This is a genomic window from Pseudomonas frederiksbergensis (assembly GCF_003732665.1).
In the GTDB taxonomy this organism is placed as follows: Bacteria; Pseudomonadota; Gammaproteobacteria; order Pseudomonadales; family Pseudomonadaceae; genus Aquipseudomonas; species Aquipseudomonas frederiksbergensis_G.
The window spans coordinates 23,706-37,016 of the sequence record NZ_MOBP01000005.1; the positions used below are offsets into that span (position 1 = coordinate 23,706).

At 54.6% G+C, this 13,311-nt stretch carries 25 protein-coding genes; all 25 read left to right on the top strand.

Annotated features, from left to right (window positions below; translation table 11 throughout):
• The 25 genes from rpsS to bfr all read left to right on the top strand — a co-directional run bounded on the left by rpsS (position 1) and on the right by bfr (position 13,220).
• Entirely contained in the window at positions 1 to 276 is a 276-nt protein-coding gene (gene rpsS / locus BK665_RS07830) for a 30S ribosomal protein S19 (RefSeq protein WP_002555486.1), read from the top strand.
• A 13-nt stretch (positions 277 to 289) separates the two neighbouring features.
• Positions 290 to 622 carry a 50S ribosomal protein L22 gene (rplV, locus tag BK665_RS07835; RefSeq protein ID WP_003103908.1) on the top strand — a complete coding sequence of 111 codons (333 nt, stop codon included), beginning with the start codon at positions 290 to 292 and terminating at the stop codon, positions 620 to 622.
• Between the two features lie 13 nt (positions 623 to 635).
• Entirely contained in the window at positions 636 to 1,322 is a 687-nt protein-coding gene (rpsC, locus tag BK665_RS07840; protein ID WP_003176422.1) for a 30S ribosomal protein S3, read from the top strand.
• A 12-nt stretch (positions 1,323 to 1,334) separates the two neighbouring features.
• Positions 1,335 to 1,748, top strand: coding sequence for a 50S ribosomal protein L16 (rplP, locus tag BK665_RS07845; protein WP_007896757.1), 414 nt, complete (start codon positions 1,335 to 1,337; stop codon positions 1,746 to 1,748).
• On the top strand, positions 1,748 to 1,939 hold the full coding sequence (gene rpmC / locus BK665_RS07850; protein ID WP_008030901.1) for a 50S ribosomal protein L29: 192 nt from the start codon (positions 1,748 to 1,750) through the stop codon (positions 1,937 to 1,939). The genes rplP and rpmC overlap by 1 nt, the downstream gene beginning before the upstream one ends.
• Positions 1,940 to 1,941: 2 nt before the next feature.
• Positions 1,942 to 2,208, top strand: a complete 267-nt coding sequence (gene rpsQ / locus BK665_RS07855; RefSeq protein ID WP_003176419.1) for a 30S ribosomal protein S17 — start codon at positions 1,942 to 1,944, stop codon at positions 2,206 to 2,208.
• 23 nt (positions 2,209 to 2,231) lie between these two features.
• Positions 2,232 to 2,600 (top strand): 50S ribosomal protein L14, encoded by a 369-nt coding sequence (rplN, locus tag BK665_RS07860; RefSeq protein ID WP_002555479.1) that lies wholly within the window; start codon positions 2,232 to 2,234, stop codon positions 2,598 to 2,600.
• Positions 2,601 to 2,611: 11 nt separating this feature from the next.
• Positions 2,612 to 2,926: a 50S ribosomal protein L24 gene (gene rplX / locus BK665_RS07865; protein ID WP_003176416.1), complete on the top strand. Its 315-nt coding sequence runs from the start codon at positions 2,612 to 2,614 to the stop codon at positions 2,924 to 2,926.
• Between the two features lie 20 nt (positions 2,927 to 2,946).
• Positions 2,947 to 3,486 carry a 50S ribosomal protein L5 gene (gene rplE, locus BK665_RS07870; protein ID WP_003176415.1) on the top strand — a complete coding sequence of 180 codons (540 nt, stop codon included), beginning with the start codon at positions 2,947 to 2,949 and terminating at the stop codon, positions 3,484 to 3,486.
• Between the two features lie 13 nt (positions 3,487 to 3,499).
• The gene (rpsN, locus tag BK665_RS07875) at positions 3,500 to 3,805 is read left to right on the top strand and encodes a 30S ribosomal protein S14 (protein WP_003176414.1); all 306 of its coding nucleotides are present in this window, start codon (positions 3,500 to 3,502) and stop codon (positions 3,803 to 3,805) included.
• A 209-nt stretch (positions 3,806 to 4,014) separates the two neighbouring features.
• Entirely contained in the window at positions 4,015 to 4,407 is a 393-nt protein-coding gene (gene rpsH / locus BK665_RS07880) for a 30S ribosomal protein S8 (RefSeq protein WP_003186040.1), read from the top strand.
• A gap of 12 nt (positions 4,408 to 4,419) precedes the next feature.
• Positions 4,420 to 4,953, top strand: a complete 534-nt coding sequence (gene rplF, locus BK665_RS07885) for a 50S ribosomal protein L6 (RefSeq protein ID WP_003176412.1) — start codon at positions 4,420 to 4,422, stop codon at positions 4,951 to 4,953.
• A 10-nt stretch (positions 4,954 to 4,963) separates the two neighbouring features.
• Entirely contained in the window at positions 4,964 to 5,314 is a 351-nt protein-coding gene (gene rplR, locus BK665_RS07890; RefSeq protein ID WP_003186037.1) for a 50S ribosomal protein L18, read from the top strand.
• A gap of 3 nt (positions 5,315 to 5,317) precedes the next feature.
• The gene (rpsE, locus tag BK665_RS07895) at positions 5,318 to 5,818 is read left to right on the top strand and encodes a 30S ribosomal protein S5 (protein ID WP_007943782.1); all 501 of its coding nucleotides are present in this window, start codon (positions 5,318 to 5,320) and stop codon (positions 5,816 to 5,818) included.
• A gap of 2 nt (positions 5,819 to 5,820) precedes the next feature.
• On the top strand, positions 5,821 to 5,997 hold the full coding sequence (gene rpmD, locus BK665_RS07900) for a 50S ribosomal protein L30 (RefSeq protein WP_003186033.1): 177 nt from the start codon (positions 5,821 to 5,823) through the stop codon (positions 5,995 to 5,997).
• Between the two features lie 3 nt (positions 5,998 to 6,000).
• Positions 6,001 to 6,438 carry a 50S ribosomal protein L15 gene (gene rplO, locus BK665_RS07905; RefSeq protein ID WP_007896782.1) on the top strand — a complete coding sequence of 146 codons (438 nt, stop codon included), beginning with the start codon at positions 6,001 to 6,003 and terminating at the stop codon, positions 6,436 to 6,438.
• Complete coding sequence (gene secY / locus BK665_RS07910) at positions 6,439 to 7,767, top strand: preprotein translocase subunit SecY (protein ID WP_003228718.1); 1,329 nt, start codon at positions 6,439 to 6,441, stop codon at positions 7,765 to 7,767.
• Between the two features lie 27 nt (positions 7,768 to 7,794).
• A complete protein-coding gene (gene rpmJ, locus BK665_RS07915) occupies positions 7,795 to 7,911 on the top strand; it encodes a 50S ribosomal protein L36 (RefSeq protein ID WP_002555468.1) in 117 nt (38 codons plus the stop codon).
• A gap of 130 nt (positions 7,912 to 8,041) precedes the next feature.
• Positions 8,042 to 8,398: a 30S ribosomal protein S13 gene (rpsM, locus tag BK665_RS07920; RefSeq protein ID WP_003186020.1), complete on the top strand. Its 357-nt coding sequence runs from the start codon at positions 8,042 to 8,044 to the stop codon at positions 8,396 to 8,398.
• A 30-nt stretch (positions 8,399 to 8,428) separates the two neighbouring features.
• Positions 8,429 to 8,818, top strand: coding sequence for a 30S ribosomal protein S11 (rpsK, locus tag BK665_RS07925; protein ID WP_002555466.1), 390 nt, complete (start codon positions 8,429 to 8,431; stop codon positions 8,816 to 8,818).
• A gap of 18 nt (positions 8,819 to 8,836) precedes the next feature.
• Entirely contained in the window at positions 8,837 to 9,457 is a 621-nt protein-coding gene (gene rpsD / locus BK665_RS07930; protein ID WP_003210056.1) for a 30S ribosomal protein S4, read from the top strand.
• Between the two features lie 22 nt (positions 9,458 to 9,479).
• On the top strand, positions 9,480 to 10,481 hold the full coding sequence (locus BK665_RS07935; RefSeq protein ID WP_003186012.1) for a DNA-directed RNA polymerase subunit alpha: 1,002 nt from the start codon (positions 9,480 to 9,482) through the stop codon (positions 10,479 to 10,481).
• Between the two features lie 42 nt (positions 10,482 to 10,523).
• A complete protein-coding gene (gene rplQ, locus BK665_RS07940; protein ID WP_007896790.1) occupies positions 10,524 to 10,910 on the top strand; it encodes a 50S ribosomal protein L17 in 387 nt (128 codons plus the stop codon).
• Positions 10,911 to 11,151: 241 nt separating this feature from the next.
• On the top strand, positions 11,152 to 12,600 hold the full coding sequence (locus BK665_RS07945) for a catalase (RefSeq protein WP_123404367.1): 1,449 nt from the start codon (positions 11,152 to 11,154) through the stop codon (positions 12,598 to 12,600).
• A 155-nt stretch (positions 12,601 to 12,755) separates the two neighbouring features.
• Entirely contained in the window at positions 12,756 to 13,220 is a 465-nt protein-coding gene (bfr, locus tag BK665_RS07950; protein ID WP_123404369.1) for a bacterioferritin, read from the top strand.
• The last annotated feature ends 91 nt before the right edge of the window (positions 13,221 to 13,311 follow it).

Genomic DNA, 13,311 nt, shown 5'->3' on the forward strand with positions numbered 1-13,311 from the left:
GTGCCACGTTCTCTGAAAAAAGGTCCTTTTATTGATCTTCACCTACTGAAGAAGATCGAAGTGGCGGCGGAAAAGAACGATCGCAAACCAGTTAAGACCTGGTCGCGCCGTTCCATGATCCTGCCACAAATGGTCGGTTTGACCATTGCTGTGCATAACGGTCGTCAACATGTTCCAGTTCTCGTGAACGAAGACATGGTCGGCCACAAACTAGGCGAGTTTGCCGGTACCCGCACATATCGTGGGCACGTGGCAGACAAGAAAGCCAAGCGTTAAGGGGTAAGGAACGATGGAAGTAGCCGCTAAGTTGTCGGGCGCTCGAATCTCCGCCCAGAAAGCCCGCTTGGTCGCCGACCAGATCCGCGGGAAGAAGGTGGGCGAAGCGCTCAACCTGTTGGCTTTCAGCAGTAAGAAAGCCGCCGAGATCATGAAGAAAGTGCTGGAGTCGGCCGTAGCCAACGCCGAGCATAACGAAGGCGCAGACGTTGATGACCTTAAAGTCAGCACCGTTTTCGTCAACGAAGGGCGTTCGCTGAAGCGAATCATGCCACGTGCCAAAGGCCGTGCTGATCGCATCGTCAAGCGGTCTTGCCATATCACTGTCAAGGTTGCTGACAAGTAACGGAGTCGAAGAGATGGGTCAGAAAGTACATCCCATTGGCATTCGCCTGGGAATCGTCAAGGAGCACACCTCCGTCTGGTACGCAGACGGTCGGACTTATGCGGACTATTTGTTCGCTGATCTGAAGGTGCGCGAGTATCTCCAAGACAAACTAAAAAGCGCGTCCGTAAGCCGTATCGATATCCATCGTCCGGCCCAAACTGCACGTATCACCATCCACACCGCTCGTCCAGGTATCGTTATCGGGAAGAAAGGTGAAGATGTTGAGAAACTGCGTCAGGACCTGACCAAACAAATGGGTGTGCCTGTGCACATCAATATCGAAGAAATCCGCAAGCCGGAACTCGACGGTATGTTGGTTGCGCAGAGCGTAGCTCAGCAGCTGGAGCGTCGCGTAATGTTCCGTCGCGCTATGAAGCGCGCTGTACAGAACGCCATGCGCATTGGTGCCAAAGGCATCAAAATCCAAGTGAGCGGTCGTCTCGGCGGTGCTGAAATCGCACGTACTGAATGGTATCGCGAAGGTCGTGTGCCACTGCACACCCTGCGTGCCGACATCGACTATGCCAACTACGAAGCTCACACCACTTACGGTGTGATCGGTGTAAAGGTTTGGATCTTCAAAGGCGAAGTAATTGGTGGTCGCCAAGAAGAACTGAAACCACAAGCACCAGCGCCTCGTAAAAAAGCTGCTAAGTAAGGGGTACGCCAAATGTTGCAACCAAAGCGTACGAAGTTCCGCAAGCAGATGACAGGCCACAACCGTGGTCTGGCTCAGCGCGGTAGCAAAGTCAGCTTCGGCGAGTTCGCGCTGAAGTCTGTAGCTCGTGGTCGTCTCACCGCTCGTCAGATCGAGTCAGCGCGTCGTGCACTGACCCGTCACGTTAAACGTGGTGGCAAGATCTGGATCCGTGTATTCCCGGACAAGCCTATTTCCAAAAAGCCCCTCGAAGTTCGGATGGGTAAAGGTAAGGGTAGTGTGGAGTACTGGGTTGCCCAGATTCAGCCAGGCAAAGTCCTGTATGAAATCGAGGGTGTTTCTGAAGAGCTGGCGCGTGAGGCTTTTGCCCTGGCTGCTGCAAAGCTGCCGCTCGCCACCGCCTTTGTTAAACGGACGGTGATGTGATGAAAGCGAACGAACTTCGTGAAAAAGACGCGCCGCAGCTTAACGAGCAACTGCTCGGCCTGCTGCGCGACCAGTTCAATCTGCGCATGCAGAAAGCAACTGGCCAGTTGGGGCAGTCTCACCTGCTCCGGCAAGTTAAGCGTGACATCGCTCGCGTGAAGACTGTGCTCAAACAGCAGGCAGGTAAGTAATCATGGCTGAAGCCGAAAAAACCGTCCGTACGCTGACTGGCCGTGTTGTCAGCGACAAAATGGACAAGACCATCACCGTTCTGATCGAGCGTCGCGTAAAGCACCCGATCTACGGTAAATACGTTAAGCGTTCGACTAAGCTGCACGCGCACGACGAAACCAATCAGTGCCACATCGGCGACAAAGTCACTATTCGTGAAACTCGTCCTTTGGCCAAGACTAAGTCTTGGGCGCTGGTTGATGTTCTCGAACGCGCTGTGGAAGTCTAAGGACTAGGGGTCGGAGAAATTATATGATTCAGACTCAATCCATGCTCGATGTGGCCGATAACAGCGGCGCACGCCGCGTTATGTGCATCAAGGTGCTGGGTGGCTCCCATCGTCGTTACGCTGGTATCGGTGACATCATCAAAGTTACCGTGAAGGAAGCAATTCCTCGCGGTAAAGTGAAAAAAGGCCAAGTGATGACTGCTGTTGTAGTCCGCACTCGTCACGGCGTACGCCGTGCTGATGGCTCCATTATCCGCTTTGATGGCAACGCTGCTGTTCTTCTGAACAACAAGCAAGAGCCGATCGGCACCCGTATCTTTGGGCCAGTGACCCGTGAACTTCGTACTGAGAAGTTCATGAAGATCGTCTCGCTCGCCCCAGAAGTGCTGTAAGGAGATCCGACATGCAAAAGATTCGTCGTGACGACGAGATCATCGTGATCGCCGGCAAAGACAAAGGTAAGCGCGGTAAGGTGCTTAAGGTTCTCGCTAATAACCGTCTGGTTATTGGTGGTCTGAACCTGGTTAAGCGTCATACCAAGCCTAACCCGATGTCGGGCGTACAAGGCGGTATCGTCGAAAAAGAAGCTCCACTGGACGCTTCTAACGTCGCCATTTTCAACGGCGAAACCAACAAGGCTGATCGCGTTGGTTTCAAAGTAGAAGACGGCAAGAAAATTCGTGTCTTCAAGTCGACCCAAAAAGCGGTTGATGCTTGAACACTGCTAGGTAGAAGACCATGGCACGACTAAAAGAGATTTACTGGAAGGAAATCGCACCGAAGCTTAAGGAAGAACTTAAGCTTTCGAACGTGATGGAAGTTCCACGCGTTACAAAGATCACCCTGAACATGGGTCTGGGCGAAGCGGTCGGTGACAAAAAAGTCATCGAGCACGCTGTTGCCGACCTGGAAAAGATCACCGGTCAGAAAGTCGTTGTGACTTACGCTCGGAAATCCATCGCTGGCTTTAAAGTCCGTGAAGGTTGGCCGATCGGCGTCAAAGTGACCCTGCGCCGTGAGCGTATGTACGAGTTCCTGGATCGTCTGCTGTCGATCTCCCTGCCTCGGGTTCGCGACTTCCGCGGCCTGAATGCCAAGTCCTTCGATGGTCGTGGTAACTACAGCATGGGCGTTAAAGAGCAGATCATCTTCCCGGAAATCGACTACGACAAGATCGATGCTCTCCGCGGTCTGGACATTACCCTGACCACCACTGCCAAGAACGATGATGAAGGTCGCGCCCTGTTGCGTGCTTTCAAATTCCCGTTCCGCAACTGATTGGAGTAGGAAAATGGCCAAGATGAGCATGAAAAACCGCGAGCTGAAGCGTCAGCTCACGGTTGCCAAGTACGCCAAAAAGCGTGCAGCACTGAAAGCGATCATCGTTGATCTGAACGCAAGTCCAGAAGCACGTTGGGAAGCTACAGTCGCTCTGCAGAAGCAGCCACGTGACGCAAGCGCCTCGCGCATGCGTAACCGCTGCCGCCTGACCGGTCGTCCACACGGCGTTTACCGCAAGTTCGGCCTCGGCCGTAACAAACTGCGTGAAGCTGCAATGCGTGGTGACGTACCTGGTCTGGTTAAAGCCAGCTGGTAAGCATGATCAAAGTCTCGGTGCTCGGGATCGCAAGATCCTGACCACCGGTGACCTTGAACTTGAATCAAGCCCCTTTTGGGGCTTGATTCATTTGTGGGGTGTGTCTAGAATACCCGGCTCGCCTGAGCCCGTGCTTTTTTCGCATGGATGAGCTCGGCGACAAGTAGTAGCCGCAAGGCTAATTTTTTTGTATTAGGAGCGTCTAGCCCATGAGTATGCAGGACCCGTTAGCGGACATGCTAACTCGAATCCGTAATGCCCAGATGGCTGAAAAGTCCGTCGTAAGCATGCCATCTTCTACTTTGAAGGTAGCTGTTGCCAAAGTCCTGAAGGACGAAGGTTACATTGCGGGTTATCAGATCAGCAGCGAAATCAAGCCACTGCTGTCCATCGAGCTGAAGTACTTCGAAGGCCGTCCGGTCATCGAGGAAGTGAAGCGCGTTAGCCGTCCAGGCCTGCGTCAGTACAAGTCCGTCGATGATCTGCCAAAAGTTCGTGGCGGTCTCGGTGTGTCTATCGTCTCCACCAACAAAGGTGTGATGACGGATCGTGCTGCGCGCGCTGCCGGTGTCGGCGGCGAAGTTCTTTGCACTGTGTTCTAAGGGGGGATAAGCATGTCACGCGTCGCTAAGAACCCCGTTAAGCTGCCAGCCGGTGTCGAAGTAAAATTCGCAGGCCAACAGCTTTCGGTGAAGGGTGCCAAGGGCACTCTCGAACTGAACATCCATTCGTCCGTTGAGATCGTTGAAGAAGCTGGTGAGCTGCGTTTCGCTGCTCGCAATGGCGATCAACAAACTCGCGCAATGGCTGGTACCACTCGTGCGTTGGTAAACAACATGGTCCAAGGCGTAAGCCAAGGCTTCGAGCGTAAGCTCCAGCTGGTCGGTGTTGGTTACAAAGCGCAAGCAAAAGGCACAGTGCTGAACCTGGCTCTTGGCTTCTCGCACCCAGTGGATTATGAACTGCCGGAAGGCATCACCGCTGAGACTCCTAGCCAGACCGATATCCTGATCAAGGGCATCGATAAGCAGCTGGTAGGTCAAGTGGCCGCCGAGATCCGCGACTTCCGTCCACCAGAGCCGTACAAAGGCAAAGGTGTGCGCTACGCGGACGAAGTCGTCCGTCGTAAAGAAGCCAAGAAGAAGTAGGGCATAGCAAATGACCGACAAAAAAGTTACTCGACTGCGTCGCGCTCGCAAAGCACGCCTGAAAATGCACGAACTCGAAGTCGTGCGTCTCTGCGTGTTCCGCTCGTCGCAGCACATCTACGCCCAGGTCATTTCGGCCGACGGCAACAAAGTTCTGGCATCTGCCTCGACTTTGGATAAAGAACTGCGTGATGGCGCCACTGGCAACATCGACGCGGCCACTAAGGTTGGCCAGCTGGTCGCTACGCGTGCTAAAGCCGCTGGCGTCTCGCAGGTGGCTTTCGACCGCTCTGGCTTCAAGTACCACGGCCGCGTCAAGGCGCTGGCTGATGCTGCTCGTGAAGCTGGGCTGGAGTTCTAAGTTATGTCAAATAACGACCAAAAGCGCGACGAAGGCTACATTGAGAAGCTGGTTCAAGTTAACCGCGTAGCCAAAACCGTTAAAGGCGGCCGTATCTTCACTTTCACCGCGTTGACCGTGGTTGGTGATGGTAAAGGGCGTGTTGGCTTCGGCCGTGGCAAGTCACGTGAAGTGCCTGCCGCGATCCAGAAGGCAATGGAAGCTGCTCGCCGCAACATGATCCAAGTTGATCTGAACGGCACCACGCTGCAGTACGCAATGAAGTCCGGTCACGGCGCTTCGAAGGTGTACATGCAGCCTGCTTCTGAAGGTACCGGTATCATCGCTGGCGGCGCTATGCGTGCTGTCCTCGAAGTTGCTGGCGTTCAGAACGTTCTGGCCAAGTGCTACGGCTCGACTAACCCGGTAAACGTGGTTCACGCCACTTTCAAAGGTTTGAAAGCTATGCAGTCTCCTGAATCCATTGCCGCCAAGCGTGGCAAAAGCGTCAAGGAGATCTTCTGATCATGGCTACCGTTAAAGTTACGCTGATCAAAAGCATGACCGGCCGCATCCCTAACCACAAACTGTGCGTTAAGGGTCTGGGTCTGCGTCGCATCGGTCACACTGTAGAAGTACTTGATACTCCCGAGAATCGCGGGATGATCAACAAGGCTTACTACATGCTGCGTGTCGAGGGTTAATCGATGAAACTCAATGATCTGAGTCCAGCGCCGGGTTCCCGTCGCGAAAAGCATCGTCCGGGCCGTGGTATCGGTAGTGGTTTGGGCAAGACCGGTGGCCGTGGCCACAAAGGTCAGTCCTCCCGCTCCGGTGGCACCATTGCTCCAGGCTTTGAAGGCGGTCAACAGCCGCTGCATCGTCGCCTGCCGAAATTCGGTTTCGTTTCCCTGAAAGCCATGGATCGCGCAGAAGTGCGTCTGTCCGAGCTGGCCAAAGTGGAAGGCGACATCGTCACCGTGCAGTCCCTGAAAGATGCCAACGTGATTAACGTCAACGTACAGCGTGTGAAAATCATGCTGTCCGGCGAAGTTACTCGCGCTGTCACCATCGGAAAGGGAATCGGCGCCACCAAAGGTGCGCGTGCGGCTATCGAAGCAGCTGGCGGCAAGTTCGAGGAATAAATGGCTAAGCAAGGTGCTCTCTCTGCGCTCGGCAAAGGCGGTATGTCTGAACTCTGGGCTCGTCTGCGTTTTCTGTTCCTGGCGATTATCGTCTACCGAATAGGCGCACACATCCCGGTTCCAGGTATCAACCCGGACCGACTCGCGGACCTGTTTCGACAGAATGAGGGGACCATTCTTAGCTTGTTCAACATGTTTTCCGGCGGCGCGCTGGAGCGGATGAGCATCTTTGCACTGGGGATCATGCCGTACATTTCGGCATCGATCATCATGCAACTGATGACAGCCGTCAGCCCGCAGCTGGAACAGTTGAAGAAGGAAGGTGAAGCTGGCCGTCGCAAGATCAGCCAGTACACCCGCTACGGCACTGTCGTCCTCGCTCTCGTCCAGGCTATTGGCATGTCCATTGGTCTGGCGGGGCAGGGCGTTGCGTTCACTGGTGACTTTGGCTTCCATTTCGTCGCGGTATCCACTTTTGTGGCTGGTGCGATGTTCATGATGTGGCTGGGTGAGCAGATTACTGAGCGTGGTGTTGGCAACGGTATCTCGATGTTGATTTTTTCGGGTATCGTCGCCGGTCTTCCGAGAGCGATCGGGCAGTCTTTCGAGTCTGCACGTCAGGGTGATATCAACATCTTCGCCCTGGTTGCCATCGGTTTGCTGGCAGTAGCGATTATCGGTTTCGTGGTGTTCATTGAGCGTGGTCAGCGTCGTATTGCTGTTCACTACGCCAAGCGTCAGCAGGGCCGTAAGGTCTTTGCTGCGCAGACTAGCCACTTGCCGTTGAAGGTGAACATGGCCGGTGTTATTCCGGCCATTTTCGCGAGCAGCATTTTGCTGTTCCCGGCTTCGTTGGGTGCCTGGTTCGGTCAGTCTGAAGGTATGGGCTGGTTGCAGGACATCTCGCAGTCGATCGCTCCTGGTCAGCCGTTGAATATTCTGCTGTTTAGTGCAGGGATTATTTTCTTCTGCTTCTTCTATACGGCGTTGATGTTCAATCCGAAAGACGTAGCGGAAAACCTGAAGAAGTCCGGTGCCTTTATTCCGGGCATCCGTCCAGGCGAGCAGTCTGCGCGCTACATTGATGGCGTTCTGACCCGTTTGACCATGTTCGGTGCTCTTTACATGACGGCCGTGTGCCTGTTGCCCCAGTTCCTGGTGGTTGCAGCAAACGTACCGTTCTACCTTGGCGGGACCTCGTTGCTGATCGTCGTCGTGGTTGTGATGGACTTCATGTCCCAAGTACAATCGCACCTCGTTTCGCACCAGTACGAATCCCTGATGAAGAAAGCCAACCTGAAGGGTTACGGCAGCGGCATGTTGCGCTGAGTACCCATAAGGTTCGAGGAGTTGGTGATGAAAGTTCGTGCATCGGTGAAAAAGCTGTGCCGTAACTGCAAGATTATTCGCCGCGAAGGTGTTGTTCGAGTAATTTGCAGCGCGGAACCGCGTCACAAACAGCGCCAAGGCTGAGTGTGATTGTGCTTCAAGCCCGGCAGCTAGTGCGCTGCCGGGTTGATTATTTGTTATTACAGCGATATTATCTCGCGCCCTATTTCTTGGCTTCCGGGGCGTAGGTAGCTGTCAATTGGAGTCCCACTGAATGGCCCGTATTGCAGGCGTTAACATTCCAGATAACAAGCATACTGTTATCTCGCTGACCTACATCTATGGTGTTGGTCGCACTACTGCACAGAAGATTTGTGCAGTGACTGGGGTAAACCCAGCCGCAAAGATCAAAGATCTGAGCGACGAGCAGATTGAACAGCTGCGTGGCGAAGTGGCGAAGTTCACCACTGAAGGTGACCTGCGTCGCGAAATCAACATGAAAATCAAGCGTTTGATGGACCTCGGTTGCTATCGCGGTCTGCGTCATCGTCGTGGTCTTCCAGTGCGCGGTCAGCGTACCAAGACTAACGCGCGTACCCGTAAAGGTCCGCGTAAGCCGATCCGCAAGTAATCGCCCCAGCGAATCGACAGGAAATTAATCATGGCTAAACCTGCTGCTCGTCCTCGTAAAAAAGTTAAAAAGACAGTGGTTGATGGCATCGCCCACATCCACGCGTCGTTTAACAACACAATCGTGACCATCACCGACCGTCAAGGCAACGCTCTTTCCTGGGCTACCTCCGGTGGTTCGGGTTTCCGCGGTTCCCGCAAGTCCACGCCGTTTGCTGCTCAAGTAGCTGCTGAACGTGCTGGTCAAGCTGCGCTGGAATACGGTCTGAAAAACCTCGACGTTAACGTCAAAGGTCCAGGCCCAGGTCGTGAATCCGCAGTCCGCGCTTTGAACGGCTGTGGCTACAAGATCGCCAGCATCACCGACGTGACGCCAATCCCGCACAACGGGTGCCGTCCGCCGAAGAAGCGCCGCGTGTAATCCAGGAGATTGTAAAGAATGGCTCGTTACATTGGTCCAAAATGCAAACTCGCTCGTCGTGAAGGCACCGATCTCTTTCTGAAGAGCGGCGTGCGCGCGATCGAATCGAAGTGCAACATTGAAGCAGCACCTGGTATCCACGGCCAACGCCGCGGTCGCCAGTCCGATTACGGCACCCAACTGCGTGAAAAGCAGAAGGTCCGTCGTATCTACGGCGTTCTCGAGCGTCAATTCAGCGGCTACTACAAAGAAGCTGCTGGCAAGAAAGGTGCAACTGGCGAAAACCTGTTGCAACTGCTCGAATGCCGTCTGGACAACGTTGTATACCGTATGGGTTTTGGCTCTACTCGTGCCGAATCCCGTCAGCTGGTATCGCACAAATCCGTAAGCGTTAACGGTCAGACCGTAAACGTGCCGTCGTACCAGGTTCGTGCTGGTGACGTGGTCGCGATTCGCGAGAAAGCAAAGAACCAACTTCGCATTGTCCAAGCTCTCGATCTGTGTGCCCAACGTGGCCGCGTAGAATGGGTAGAAGTAGACACTGAGAAGAAGTCGGGCGTTTTCAAGAACGTTCCTGCTCGCAGTGATCTGTCCGCCGACATCAACGAAAGCCTGATTGTCGAGCTCTACTCCAAGTAAGGGCTAGAAAATAGGTGCATCCATGCAGATTTCGGTAAATGAGTTCCTGACACCCCGCCATATTGATGTGCAGGTTGTCAGTCCAACCCGCGCCAAGATCACTCTCGAGCCTCTCGAGCGTGGTTTTGGCCACACCCTGGGCAACGCGCTGCGACGCATCCTGTTGTCCTCAATGCCCGGCTGTGCAGTAGTCGAGGCCGAGATTGACGGTGTGCTCCACGAGTACAGCGCCATCGAAGGTGTACAGGAAGACGTAATTGAAATCCTGTTGAACCTTAAAGGTCTGGCTATCAAGCTGCACGGCCGTGACGAAGTTACGCTGACCTTGTCGAAGAAGGGTTCGGGGGTGGTTACCGCTGCCGATATTCAGCTGGATCATGATGTCGAGATCGTTAACCCCGATCACGTAATCGCTAACCTGGCGTCTAACGGCGCCCTGAACATGAAGCTCACCGTAGCTCGTGGTCGTGGTTATGAACCGGCAGACTCGCGTCAGAGCGATGAAGACGAAAGCCGCAGCATCGGTCGCTTGCAGCTTGACTCTTCGTTCAGCCCGGTTCGCCGTATCGCATACGTGGTGGAAAACGCCCGTGTCGAGCAGCGTACTAACCTGGACAAGCTGGTTATTGATCTGGAAACCAACGGTACTCTGGATCCTGAAGAGGCTATCCGCCGCGCTGCAACCATCCTGCAACAGCAGTTGGCTGCGTTCGTCGACCTCAAAGGTGACAGTGAGCCAGTGGTTGTCGAGCAGGAAGACGAGATCGATCCGATCCTGCTTCGCCCGGTTGACGATCTGGAACTGACTGTACGTTCGGCTAACTGCCTTAAGGCGGAAAACATCTACTACATCGGTGACCTGATTCAGCGTACCGAAGTAGAGCTGTTGAAGACTCCGAACCTTGGCAAGAAATCCTTGACTGAAATCAAGGACGTTCTGGCCTCCCGCGGTCTGTCCCTCGGCATGCGCCTCGACAACTGGCCGCCTGCAAGTCTTAAGAAGGACGACAAGGCGACTGCCTGATCGTCGTAATCACCGAACGTTGTGTTTGGTAAGGAATGAACCATGCGTCATCGTAAAAGTGGTCGTCACCTGAGCCGCACTAGCTCGCACCGCAAGGCCATGTTTCAAAACATGGCAGTGTCGCTGTTCGAGCACGAGCTGATCAAAACTACACTGCCGAAAGCTAAAGAACTGCGTCGCGTTGCTGAGCCGCTGATCACTTTGGCCAAGACAGACAGCCTGGCTAACCGCCGTCTGGCTTTCGACCGTACTCGTTCGAAAGCTATCGTTGGTAAGCTCTTCAACGACCTGGGCAAGCGTTACGCTACCCGTGAGGGTGGCTACCTGCGCATCCTCAAGTGCGGCTTCCGCACTGGCGATAACGCGCCTATGGCGTACGTCGAGTTGGTTGATCGTCCAGTTGGCGGTGAAGCTGTATCCGCTGAGTAAGACGTCAGTCTGAAACGAAGAACCGGGCCTAGTGCCCGGTTTTTTGTGCCTGTAAGAAATGCGCTGTTTATACAAGCTTCCCTGCGGTTGACGCCGTCATGATGCGAACGGGATTCGTTGGTAGTATTTTTCTATTGATCGCAACAAATTAATGAATTTGTAGCCTTCCTGATCAATGGTCAATACTCCGTCCCAAGCCGATTAGCCGGCAGTTCCAAAACTGACAGAGGAAGAAGATCGCATGAGCCAAAACAAAACGCTTACGACCGCCAGTGGCGCTCCTGTCGCCGACAACCAGAATTCTCGTTCCGCCGGCCCTCGTGGCCCGCTGCTGCTCGACGATTTTCATCTGATCGAGAAGCTTGCCCACTTCAACCGTGAAAACATCCCGGAGCGCCGCGTTCACGCCAAAGGCTCGGGTGCCTACGGTACGTTCACGGTTACCCGCGACATCACTCAGTACACCAGCGCCAAGCTGTTCGAGTCCGTTGGCAAGCAAACCCCGACGTTCCTGCGCTTCTCCACCGTGGGTGGCGAGCGCGGTTCGGCTGATACCGAGCGCGACCCACGGGGCTTCGCCCTGAAGTTCTATACCGAAGAAGGTAACTGGGACATCGTTGGCAACAACACGCCGGTGTTCTTCATCCGCGATCCTCTGAAATTCCCTGACTTTATCCACACGCAAAAGCGTCTGCCGCAAAGCAACCTGAAAAGTGCGCAGATGATGTGGGACTTCTGGTCGCACTCTCCAGAGGCGCTGCACCAGGTCACCATCCTGTTTTCGGATCGTGGCATTCCTGACGGTTACCGTCACATGCACGGCTTCGGCAGCCATACCTACAGCCTGATCAACGCCGTCGGCGAGCGGCACTGGGTGAAATGGCACTACAAGACTCAGCAGGGGATCAAGAACCTGGCGCCGGCAGACGCTGCACGTTTGGCCGGTATTGATCCGGATTACGCCCAGCGTGATCTGTTCGGTGCGATCGAACGCGGTGATTTCCCAAAATGGCGTGTATGCATCCAGATCATGACCGAGGCCCAGGCAGCGGCGCATTACGAGAATCCGTTCGACGTGACCAAGACCTGGTCGCAGAAAGAGTTCCCGCTGATCGAAGTCGGTGAACTGGAACTCAACCGCAATCCGCAAAACTACTTCGCCGAAGTGGAGCAAGCCGCGTTCGGTCCGAGCAACATGGTCCCAGGCGTAGGCCTGTCTCCGGATCGCATGCTGCAAGGTCGCGTGTTCGCTTACGCTGATGCACACCGCTACCGTGTCGGCACCAATCACCAACAACTGCCGGTGAATGCTCCGCGCAATCAGGTCAACAGCTATCAGCGCGATGGTTCCATGGCGTTCGGCAGTAACGGTGGCGCCGCGCCAAACTACGAGCCGAACAGCTACGTAGAGTCGCCGAAACAAGCCCCTCGTTATGCCGAGCCTGCGCTGGCCTTGAGCGGTGCGGCTGATCGTTACGATCACCGCGAAGACACCGATTACTACAGCCACGCCGGTGCGCTGTTCCGCTTGATGAGTGATGAGCAGAGAACTCTGCTGATCAACAACATTGCCGGCGCGATGGCCGGGGTTTCCGGTGATGTAGTTGATCGCCAGTTGCAGCATTTCTACAAGGCAGATCCGGCGTACGGAGAAGCAATCGCAAAGGTGTTGGGCGTACAGCTTAACTAAGTCTAAACGAGAAGCAGAACCGCCCTCATTTGGGCGGTTTTTGCGTTATTTAAACCACTTTTCTCAGAATATCTTCGCTTTTATCGCGCAATCGGCGTGACCAAACAGTCGCCTTGGTTCAAACTACAGACTTTCAAGCAGGGAGATGTAGGGCGATGCAAGGCCACCCAGACGTAATCGATTACCTCAACACGTTGCTGACCGGCGAACTGGCCGCGCGTGACCAATATTTCGTTCACTCGCGGATGTATGAGGACTGGGGATTCACCAAGCTCTACGAACGAATCAACCACGAGATGGAAGAAGAAGCAGGGCACGCCGATGCTCTGATGCGTCGTATCCTGATGCTCGAAGGCACGCCACGTATGCGTCCGGATGATCTGGATGTCGGCACCACAGTGCCTGACATGCTCGCTGCCGATCTGCGACTGGAATACAAGGTCCGTGCCGCACTCTGCAAGGGCATTGAGCTCTGCGAGCAGCACAAGGACTACGTCAGCCGCGAGATCCTGCGCATCCAGCTGAACGACACCGAAGAAGATCACACCTACTGGCTGGAGAAGCAGTTGGGTCTGATCAAGTTGATCGGTCTCGAGAACTACCTGCAATCGCATACCTGATTCTGCTTTGCAGGAGCACGGCTTGCCGGCGATGGCTTTTTAGAAATCGCCTTCGCGAGCAAGCTTTGCTCCTACAGGTGCAAGACATAAA